The sequence below is a fragment of the Kluyvera sp. Awk 3 genome (genome assembly GCF_028069715.1).
Classification (GTDB): domain Bacteria; phylum Pseudomonadota; class Gammaproteobacteria; order Enterobacterales; family Enterobacteriaceae; genus Kluyvera; species Kluyvera georgiana_A.
This window is the reverse complement of sequence record NZ_JANEWH010000135.1, coordinates 1-11735: the sequence shown is the minus strand read 5'-3', so window position 1 is coordinate 11735 and position 11735 is coordinate 1. Positions and strand designations below refer to the sequence as shown.

At 54.4% G+C, this 11735-nt stretch carries 2 protein-coding genes and 1 pseudogene; all 3 read left to right on the top strand.

All coding sequences use genetic code 11. The annotated features are described in order from the left end of the window. Positions 1-24: 24 nt before the first annotated feature. Complete coding sequence (locus NNN71_RS20505) at positions 25-1686, top strand: ShlB/FhaC/HecB family hemolysin secretion/activation protein (RefSeq protein ID WP_271459227.1); 1662 nt, start codon at positions 25-27, stop codon at positions 1684-1686. A gap of 14 nt (positions 1687-1700) precedes the next feature. Further along, positions 1701-10638, top strand: a pseudogene (locus NNN71_RS20500) (hemagglutinin repeat-containing protein); the annotation flags it as partial. Positions 10639-11418: 780 nt separating this feature from the next. After that, positions 11419-11735 (top strand): hypothetical protein (locus NNN71_RS20495; protein WP_271459225.1); only part of this gene is annotated, 317 nt, incomplete at its 3' end.

The window sequence follows — 11735 nt, the reverse complement described above, 5'->3', positions numbered from 1 at the left end:
ATCAATAAGTGACCAAGGACACGGATGAAAGCCTTTTATCCAATTTTGGGATTACTAGCACTTAGTCAGTCCATTTTCGCGGCGCCTCTTTTGCCAACAGATCGTGACAGCATTGAACAACAGCAACAGCAATTATTACGTCAGAACCAGCAGCAGCGTGAGGCGCTGGAACGTAATATTCCCATCATTAGCCCACCCCTTCCCAGGCCATCAGCAACGTCATCTGGTCCATGTTTTACAATCAATCGCATTGTGTTGAATGGTGCGACAATAATTGATCAGCGGCAACGACAGAAATTACTTTCCTCCTGGCAGGGACAGTGCCTCGATATCACCCGGATTAACCAAGTCACCAGCGCGGTATCAGACTGGTATATCAGCCGTGGTTATATCACCAGCCGGGCTTTTCTGACTGAGCAGAATTTACGCTCCGGCGACTTACACCTTTCCATACTCGAAGGGAAGCTTGAAAAGATACGCATGGATAATGCACCTGAGCGTGAGATTGAAATGGCCTTCCCCGGACTGGAAGGCAAGATTCTTAACTTGCGTGATATCGAGCAAGGGATGGAACAAGTTAACCGTTCCCGTATCACACCAGTACAGATTGAGATCCTGCCCGGCAAAAATCAGGGATGGTCTATTGTCCATCTGTCGGCAACTCCAGAACGTCCTGTTTCAGGGGCGATCAGTTTCGACAACAGTGGACAAAAGAGTACCGGTGTCGGCCAGGTCAACGGCTCTTTAATTGGTCATAATCTGCTGGGACTGGCCGACAGCTGGTTCGTCAGCGGTGGGCGCAGCAGCGCTTTTTCGAATTCAAAAGATGCGCAGAACGTTGCTACTGGCTTCAGCATTCCCTACGGCTATAGCCTGTTCGACTACAGCTACAGCTGGAACAACTATTACAGTACCATTGATAACAACGGCTTTATCTGGAACCCCAATGGGGACACCGAAGTTCATCGCGTTAACCTTTCTCATGTGCTGTTCCGTAATGGTGACATCAAAACCGGTGTGTCACTGGGTCTGAGCCATCGCATCAACCACAACTATCTTGACGACGTGTTGCTGCAAAGCAGCAGCCGCAAACTTACCAGCTTGCTGTTTGGCCTTAACCATACGCAAAAGATATTGGGCGGGATCGCCACCTTCAACCCGACATTGAGCCGCGGCATGCCGTGGCTGGGTGCCGAAAGCGACGGCAGTAAAAACGGCAACTTACCGAAAGCAGAGTTCCGCAAATGGAGTATTAACGCCAGCTTCCAGCGCCCGATTGCCAGGGATTTATGGTGGCTTGCCAGCGTCTACGGGCAGTGGACGCCAGACAGATTATACGGCAGCGAGCGCATGACCATCGGTGGCGAAAGCTCCGTTCGGGGCTTTAAAGAGCAAACCATCTCTGGTGATAACGGAGCTTACTGGCGCAACGAGCTAAATTATACGCTGTTCACGCTGCCGGCAGTCGGCCAGGTCAGCGCACTGGCGGCAGTAGATGGTGGATGGCTTCATTCTGACAGACTTGATGCTTATGCCGCCGGAACATTATGGGGTGCCGCCGCTGGGTTAAGTACCGCTAACCGCTGGGTTTCAACGTCATTGACTGTTGGAATGCCTCTTGCGTATCCGGACTGGCTTGGCCCGGATCATGTCAACATTTACTACCGCGTTGCCGTCGCCTTCTAAAGGATACATGACTCATGACTCAGACTCCTGTTCGCTTAACACATCGCCTGCTGAGTTATCTGATTAGTGCGCTGATTGCCGGGCAGCCGTTATTGCCCGCCGTTGCCGCCGAACTAACACCCACCGGCAGCACATCAAGTGATAGTGCAGCGAACGGCGTCCCGATAGTGAATATTGCCACACCTAACGGCAGCGGTATTTCTCACAACCAGTATCAGGATTACAACGTTGGTAAAGAGGGGCTCATCCTCAACAATAGCGCCGACAAACTTATTCAGACGCAACTCGGTGGCCTGATTAATGCCAACCCGAATCTGAAAGCAGGTCGTGAAGCCAGAGGGATTATCAACGAAGTGACCGGCGGCAACCGTTCACAGCTACAGGGTTACACCGAAGTGGCGGGTAAAGCAGCAAACGTCATGGTGGCGAATCCTTATGGTATTACCTGTAACGGCTGCGGCTTCATCAATACACCACAGGCCACGCTGACCACCGGTAAACCGGTCTTTGATGCCAACGGTAATCTGCTGGCACTGGACGTGAAAAAAGGCAGCATCACCATCGAAGGCCAGGGGATCGACGCCAGCAATAGTGATGCATTGTCGATCATCTCGCGGGCAACCGAGGTCAACGCCGCAATTCATGCGAAAGATTTGAATGTTATCACCGGGGCTAACCGGGTGAATGCCGATGGCAGTCTGCAGGCACAACAGGGTGAAGATAGCGCCCCCACAGTGGCAGTGGATACCAGTGCTCTGGGCGGGATGTATGCCAACCGCATTCATCTGGTGTCCAGCGAAAAAGGTGTGGGTGTCAATCTGGGTAACCTGAATGCGCGTCAGGGCGACATCACGCTCGACGCCAACGGCAAGCTCACCGTGCATAACAGCCTTGCCAGCGGCGCTATTGACGCCAGAGCTCAGAGTATTGCACTGACCGGCGACAATAAAGCGGGTGGCAGTATGACGCTGAACAGCCAGGGCGATATCACGCTTAGCAATGGCTCACTGACCAGCGACGGTGACCTGGTGCTAAACGCCAGTGGCACTCTTACTCACGCGAACGAAAAGCTGACCGCCGGGCGGGATGCGACGCTAACGGCAAAAAACATCAGCCAGGATTCAGCAAGCCAGATTAATGTTGCGCGGGATATTACAGCAAAAGCCGCCGACACGCTCAGCAACAATGGGGGGATGACCGCCGGGCAAAACCTGACCGCCAGCGCCTCCACGCTGATGCAGGAAGGAAAACTGCTGGCAAAAGGCCACACGGAGGTGAGTGGCAACACGCTGACAAACAACGGTTCCATTCAGGGGGATTCCCTGAATGTAAACAGCTCAACGCTCAACAACACGGGCGCTCTGGTGAGCGACAGTATACTGGCGCTAAAGGCGCAGAATGTGACCCAGGACGGCGTGTTGTCCGGAGGAAAAGGGCTGACGGTGAATGCGCAAACCCTGACCTCCGGCATAAATTCGGTGACTCACAGCAATGCAGCCATAGCGCTCAATACCACCACGGCGACGCTGGAAGGGCAAATCAGCGCGGACGGCGATCTTCTTCTTCAGAGCGACAACCTCACCACAACGGCGAGCGCACAATTACAGAGCGGCAATAATCTCAACCTCAGTGCCCGGGAAGCAACACTTGCGGGTACGCAGGCGGCACAAAAAGCCATGACGGTGAACGCCCGCGAAAAACTCAGCCACAGTGGCAAAAGCAGTGCGGTATCGCTCAGCTTTAGCGCACCAGAACTGACCAATAGCGGTGTTCTGCTGGCTTCCACTCTCGATACGCAGGCGCAGACGCTCACTAACCGCGGTCTGATGCAAGCCGACAACGCACTGCTGATTGACACACAACAGTTGGACAACCAGCAGAACGGTACGCTCTATAGCGCCGCGAATCTGACTCTGGCTATTCCGGACATCCGCAACAGCGGGCTTATCACCAGCGACCGCGATCTGACGCTACGTTCGGGTTCGATCAGCAACCCCGGCAAAATCATCGCCGGGACGCTAAACGTCAACGCAACCACGCTGAATGGCGATGGCCTGTTGCAGGGCGCTGACGCGCTGACGCTTGTCGGTGATTCGCTCTCACAGGAGCGTAACGGGCGCTGGTTGACGGCGGGAGATTTAACTCTCGGCGGTAAAATGCTGAATACCGCGGGAACCACGCAGGGGCAGAACCTCGCTGTTCAGATGGACGGCTGGATGAACAGCGGCTCCGTGCTGGCAACCGGCAATCTCGATGCCACGCTGGGTGACTCGCTGCTCAACACCGGCGAGCTGATGAGCCAGGGCAACTTCGGGCTGAACGTGCCCGTGCTGACCAACCACGGCAGTCTCCTCTCGGCAGGCGAAATGTCGCTCGCTGGCACAGAGTTCACCAGTGACGGCACGCTTCAGGGCGACACCCTTTCACTTCGTCATAACAGCATCGACAACAAAGGAACGGTCACGGGTCTGAATGGCCTGACCCTGAACAGTGCGACCGAGCTGAATAACAGCGGTGATCTGCTGAGCCAGAAATTACTGACGCTGAGTGCCGGAGACATCACCAATAGCGGCCGGCTTCAGGGACAAACCCTCACCTTAGACGGCAGCAGCCTGAATAACAGCGGTGCCATTCAAAGTGCGCTGGATTTAGCGCTAACCCTGAGCGGCGACCTCAACGCCGTCACTGGCAGCAAACTCACCGCGTTGGGCGATGCGCGTTTGATCGGCAAAACGCTAAACAATGAGGGGCTGATTAGCGCCAGTACGCTGGAGATAAACGGTGACTCACTCAGCAATGGCGGCGAAATCAGCGGCGTCAACGGCCTTAAGGTTGCGCTCAGCGGTACCCTGCAGCAGCAGGGAAAAATGCTGACCGGCGGTTTGCTGAACGTCAAAGCGGCAGACATCAATAACAGCGGACAGCTTCAGGGGGCGGATAGCCAAATTAGTGCCAGCTCGCTGACCAACAGTGGACGCGTGCAGGGTGACAACGGTCTGACGCTCTCTCTGCTGGATATGCTGACCAACCAGGCAAGCGGCGTGCTGCTCAGCCAGAATGCGCTGACCCTCACGGCGCCGGTACTGACCAACGACGGCACGATTCAGGGTAACGGCAACACCACGCTCAGCGCAGTCACGCAGGCCCGCAATGGCGGTAAAATGCTCTCTGGCAGCGACCTGACGTTCTCCACGGCAGACTACAGCGGCAGCGGCTGGCTACAGGCCACAGACCTTGTGCTGAACGTGGCGAAGCTTGCCAGTAACGGTACCGTGGTGGCAGCAAACCAGGCCACGCTGACCGGTAACAGCCTGAGCAATGGTGGCACTTTCCAGGCCGCACAACTGAACGTCAACATGCAGACCGTGACCAACAGCGGCAAGCTGCTGGGCAATCAGGGGCTGACGCTGAAGGGAAATACCCTCAACAATGCAGGTGGGAAGGTGTTCAGCGGCGGAGATATGCTCGCTGAAATGGTGTCGCTCAGCGGCGCAGGTCAGTTGGTGGCGCTCGGTAACCTGACGCTGACGCTCGCAAACAGTTCCAACGTGCAGGGCGTGATTGCCGCGAACAAGCAGTTGGTTATCAGCAGCCAGGGTGATATCAACAGCGGCGCGACATTACAGGGCAACGGCATCACGCTGAACGCTACGGGCAAGCTGACTAACAGCGGTCAACTGACCGCAGGAAGTGGCTCCACGGCATTGAGCGCCAGCCAGATTGCGATGAATGGCAATGGCAGCCTGCAGGCTGGTGGGGACGTTAGCCTGACCAGTCGGGGCAATATCACGCTCGACGGATTCACCGGTACCGCTGGCAATATGGTGCTGACGGCTGCGGGTTCGCTTATCAATACCGCACTGCTTTATGCGGGCAACAATCTATCGCTATTCGCCAACAGTATTCAGAACCTGCGTGGCGATATGCTGGCGGGTAATAGCCTGGTGATGCAGAAGGATGCCAGTGGTACGGCAAATGCAGAGGTCATCAATACCTCCGGGAATATCGAAACCACACATGGCGATATCACCATTAAGACCGGGCATTTGCTTAATCAGCGCGACGGACTGAAGAGTACCACCTCCACGACGACCAATCCCTCACAGATTAGCGGGCTGGGTAACGCAACGATCCGTATCGCCTTTAATCAGCTTCCGGCAGGCAGTTACTACTCGTTGACCATTCCTGAATGGGAGAGATGTACCGGCTCGGCGAATACACACTGCGTCATAGTGCCTGCTGAGACCAGCTATTACATGAAGCCTGAATTTGCCACGCAGTATTTCACTCTCCGCCAGACAGAAACCCGCATTTCTGCCAGCGGAGGCGTGAGTGGCATACGTTCAGGTGGCAATCTGAAGGCCAGTGCCAATCAGCTCGATAACAATGCCAGTGTGATCCTCGCCAGCAACAATATCATCCTGACAGGCGATACCTTGGCCAACACTTCATGGCAGGCAGGGACAGAGACCGAATCCTGGATTTATCAGAATACGTCTTCCAGCAGCGGCGATTCGTTTAGCTTTACCCTGCAGGGCAGGACAACCAGTACCGCGCCGGGAGAGATTTACCGCGCTGTCATTCAGGCTGGTGGCAATGTCTCAGCGAATTTTAGCAACAACATCAGTAATACCAACAGTACGACCAGCGCAGGAAAAATTATCAACACCATTATCAATCCGAGCCTGAATACACCTTCGGCGCAAAGTATTGGCAGTGGTGTAAATCAGCAGTCTCTCAACGATGCTGGTTCGTTCACTATTACCACACCTGACTGGCAGAGCGCCGGTGACGGTCAGTCTATTGGTGGAGGCACGGCCCTTGCGCCTGGCGGTATGGACGGTAACTATCCCCTGCCCTCCGGCAAGAACGGATATTTTGTCCCCTCGACCGACCCGGACAGCCCGTATCTAATTACCGTTAACCCGAAACTCGATGGCCTGGGTCAGCTAGAGCCTTCGCTGTTTGGCGAGCTGTATAAGCTGCTCGGTATGAACCCGGGCGCAGCCCCGCGCGAAATGGGTAGCCAGTATACGAACGTCAGCCAGTTCCTCGGCTCTCCTTATATGCTGGACAGGCTGCACCTTAACTTTGAAAACGACTACCGCTTTCTCGGTGATGCGGCGTTTGATACCCGGTATGTGTCAAATTATGTGCTGAATCAGACCGGGCAGCGCTATATCAACGGGCTAGGTTCCGATCTCGACCAGATGCGCTACCTGATGGATAGCGCAGCAGAGGCGCAGACGTCACTTGGTCTAACGTTTGGCGTGGCACTCAGCGCCGACCAGATAGCCGCACTAGACCACAGTATTCTCTGGTATGAAGCTGCCACAATCAACGGTCAGACGGTGATGATACCGAAGGTATATCTGTCGCCAAAAGACACCGACGTGCATAACGGCAGTGTGATTGCCGGAAATAATGTGCAGATTGCGAGCGGCAGCGTAAGCAACAGCGGGAGTGCATTGACCGCTCAAAACGGTCTGTCTATTGACAGCAGTAACAGTATCAGCAACCTCAACGCCGGGCTGTTCAAGGCTGGCGGCGCGCTTGACTTGAGCGCGCTGGGCGATATCAACAACATCGGCTCGGCGATGTCCGGTAAAACCGTACAGCTGGAAAGTGCCGGCGGCAACATCAACAACATCACCCAAACGCAGCAGTGGAGCGTGGGCGGTGACAGCCGAAGCGGTAGTGTGCGCGTCAGCGGCACTGACGTCGGGCAAACCGCCTCCATCAGCGCCAGTGACAGCCTCTATATGTTGGCGGCAAACAACATCAACATTACCGGGGCGAACGTCAGCTCGGCTGATAATCTGGTCATGGATGCGGGCAATAACATCAATATTGCCGCTAACCAGATTAAAGAAAGCAACCGTCAGTCTGGATTCAGGTGGCAGAAAGACACGGCGTCATCATCCAGCTCTAATCAGGGCAGCAGCGTCATCGCGGGCGGAAACGCCATCATGCAGGCGGGGAACGACCTTAATGTCACGGCAAGCGCCATTGATGCAGGCAAAACCGCGCAACTGGTGGCAGGCAACGACCTGAACCTGAACGCGGCAGATACTGGGCGGACCACACGCACCGGCGGTAGCGAAAGCCATCAGCACAGTGCAGACAGAACCACCGTTTCCGCGGGCGATAACGTGACGCTGGTAGCCGGGCGGGACTTCACCAGCCAGGCGGCAGGCATTGTGGCGGAAGAGAATGTTGGTATCCAGGCCGGGCGTGACGTTAATCTGCTGGCGGAAGCCACTGTCAAAGGCAGCAGCACGCGAGAAAAAAAGAAAACCGTCATTGATGAGTCCATTCGCCAGCAGGGCACGGAAATTGCCAGCGGAGGTAACACCACAATTATCGCTGGGCGCGACGTAAACAGCCAAGCCGCGCAGGTGATTGCCAGCGGAGATATCGACGTAGCAGCTGGCCGCGACGTGAAGCTGACCACGGCGACGGAAAGCGACTATCACTACAAAGAGCAGACGAAGACCAAAAAGGGTTTCCTCAGCAAGAAGACAACCCATACTATTGAAGAAGACCGTGCGACTCGTGAGTCGGGCACGTTGCTCTCCGGCGATAACGTCACCGTTCAGGCCGGCAACAATCTGCTGATGAAAGGCTCTTCTGCGGTGGCAGACGATGCGGTGAATCTGAGTGCCGGCAACAATGTGGAGATTATTGCGGCCACCAACACCGACACCTCCTGGCGCTATAAAGAGACCAAAAAAAGCGGTCTGATGGGTACAGGTGGCCTTGGTTTCACCATTGGCAGCAGCAAAAACACCCATGACTTACGTGAAAAAGGAACCACCCAAAGCCAGAGCTTCAGCACCGTGGGCTCGACGGGCGGTAGCGTGGCGATTTCTGCCGGGAACCAGCTTCACGTCGGCGGCGCGGACCTTATCGCCGGGCAGAATTTAAACCTCGTCGGCAACAGCGTCATCATCGAACCGGGGCATGACAAACGTACCCGCGATGAAATCTTCGAGCAGAAGAGCAGCGGACTGACCGTAGCGCTCTCCGGTACTGTCGGCAGCGCGATCAATAACGCGGTCACGAATGCTCAGGACACAAAAGAGACCAGTGACGATCGTCTGAAAGCGCTGCAAGCCACCAAAACGGCCCTCTCGGGTGCCCAGGCGGGTCAGGCTGCCGCCATCGCATCCACCACCGGCGACCCAAATGCGATGGGGGCAAGCCTCTCGCTGACGACGCAGAAATCCAAATCGCAGCAGCACACTGAGAGCGATGCCGTGGCGGGCAGTACCCTGAACGCGGGGAACAACCTTTCCATCACCGCGACAGGAAAAGGCAAAGGCCCGAACAACGGCGATATCGTGATTGCCGGCAGCCAACTCAAAGCGGGCGGGGACACTCTGCTGGACGCGAAGAACGATATCATTCTCAGCGGTGCTGCCAACACTCAGCAATCCAGCAGCAAGAACAGCAGCAGCGGCGGTGGTATCGGCGTGAGTCTTGGTGCAGGTAAAGGCGCCGGTATCAGCGTCTTCGCCAACGTCAACGCCGCCAACGGTAAAGATAAAGGCAACGGCACTGACTGGACTGAAACAACGGTAGACAGCGGCAAGACCGTCACCATTAAGAGCGGAAATGACACCGTGCTCAATGGAGCGCAGGTCAACGGCAATAAAATCGTGGCTGATGTGGGTCATGACCTGCTGATGAGCAGTCAGCAGGACAGCAACAAATACGACAGCAAGCAGAACAGTATGGCGGCGGGCGGCAGCTTCACCTTCGGCAGCATGACAGGCTCCGGTTACATCACCGCCTCCCGCGACAAGATGAAGAGCCGCTTTGACTCAGTCGCAGAACAAACCGGGATCTTTGCTGGTGATGGCGGCTTCGATATCACCGTCGGCAACCATACTCAGCTTGATGGTGCGGTTATTGCTTCCACTGCCACGGCAGATAAAAACAGTCTGGATACCGGGACCCTGGGCTTCAGCGATATCCACAATCAAGCGGATTTCAAAACCCAGCACTCGGGCATCAACCTGAGCGGTGGCGGTGAATTTGGCGGTGACCAGTTCAAGGGCAACATGCCGGGCGGGATGATTTCTGCGGCGGGCAAAAACGGGCATGCAGAAGGTACCACCCAGGCGTCGGTAGCTGACGGTACCATCACCATCCGCGACAAGAAAAATCAGCAGCAGGACGTGGCGAACCTGAGCCGTGATACGGAACATGCCAATGACAGTATCAGCCCGATTTTTGACAAGGAGAAAGAACAGAACCGTCTGCAGGCTATCGGGCTTATCAGTGAAATTGGCGGCCAGGCGGCGGATATCGCGAGAACGCAAGGTGAGCTGAATGCGATTAAAAACGCCAAAGATCGCATGAGCACGGCTGAATCTACAGAATTCGATGCAGCGAGAGCGCAATGGCAAAAAGAAAATCCGGATAAAACAGCCACAGCAGAAGATATCAGTAATCAGCTTTACCAGAACTACTACAATGAAGCGTTTGCCGCGACGGGTATGGGAACCGGTGGCACGATGCAGAGGGGTATCCAGGCAGCGACAGCGGCGCTGACAGCGCTGGCCGGTAGCGGTAACCTGACCGGTGCTCTGGCTGGCGCATCCGCCCCGGAACTGGCGCGTCTGGTGAAGGAAACGACGGAGAGTAATCCAGCAGTCAACGCCGTGGCGCACGCCGTTCTGGGCGGTGTGGTTGCTGCTTTGCAGGGTAACAGCGCGGCATCAGGCGCTGTGGGCGCTGCAACAGGCGAGCTGGTTGCACGCGCTATTGCGGATATTTATTACCCTGGCGTGAAAATGTCAGACCTGACGGAGTTGCAAAAGCAGACCATCAGCTCACTGGCGAGTGTATCGGCTGGAATTGCAGGTGGGATTGCCGGAGACAGTACATCGGAGGCGGCAACGGGGGCGAGTGCCGGGAAGAATGCGGTTGAGAATAACTTTTTGGGCGATAAGGACATCACGACCTTCACCGAAAAGTACGCAAATGCGAAGACTGAGGCCGAGAGAGAACAGCTTCTGTCTGATTTGAAAAAGCTGGACGCAGATAAGCAAAAACAAGCCCTTGCTACAGCTATTCCGGTTAACGAGCAGAAAGCAGAACTGGAGAAACTGAAAGTACTACAAGCTTCACCTGATTGTAATTCTCAATGCCAGCAACTGGTTGCTTATTCAATCTCTGAACTGGAGCCGGTAGCGAATAATACAGATCTGCACAAAAACAACCTGAGCAAAGCGGTTCTTGCGTCGGTGATTGTGGCGTTTACGTTAGATAAACCGTCATCAGGAAACGGAAAAGCCTCTCAGGGAACAGCGGCTACGGGTAAGTCTGGTTCGTCGACTATTGATGATATTGTTAAGGGAAATACAGGGAATATACCAAGTGTGGTTGTAAAGCCAGTAAATATTGCAACTGACTTTACTAAAACACCTCAATCTATTTGGGGGCGTTCTGCGGATGATATAATTAAGGACTTTCAAGCCGCTGGTTATCAAGTTAATGTTCGGCAATCAACCAGAGGTTCAGGACAAGCTATTATCATTGAAGTTAAAGGACATCCAGAAATTAGCCAAATTCAGTATCATCCGGGGGGCGGGCGTCATGGTGGTAGCTATTACAAAGTTTCAACTACTACACAGGGAACAATGAAAGTTGTTGATCCCGTTACATATAAGCCTACTCAAGGGGAGAAGGCCACTATTATTAATAAACCTAGAGAGTAGATTTATGGAAAGAATTGAATGGGTCACACGAGCTTTTGCACAATCTAGCACAGTGCAGAAAAGTTTATTTCCTGATTTTGTAAATGTGGCTGATGAGCTTGCATTGGAATGGGAGCTTGCGCTCGAAGATATCAATAATGATCTGTTAAGTGATGAGCAGAAATCATCTATCAAGGTGTTGGATGATTATATGCTATCAATTAGTGGATCAGAAAATGTTCAGTACTGGAATGATGATGCTCTCTGTCATAGTGATGAGTGGAATAAAATGAGGGAATTAGCAAAGATTATTTTAGATGCAATGGGATGGGATAATGATGT

Excerpts from the sequence above, each read along its gene's own strand:
- NNN71_RS20505 (WP_271459227.1), top strand. The coding sequence starts at position 25 with ATGAAAGCCTTTTATCCAATTTTGGGATTACTAGCACTTAGTCAGTCC.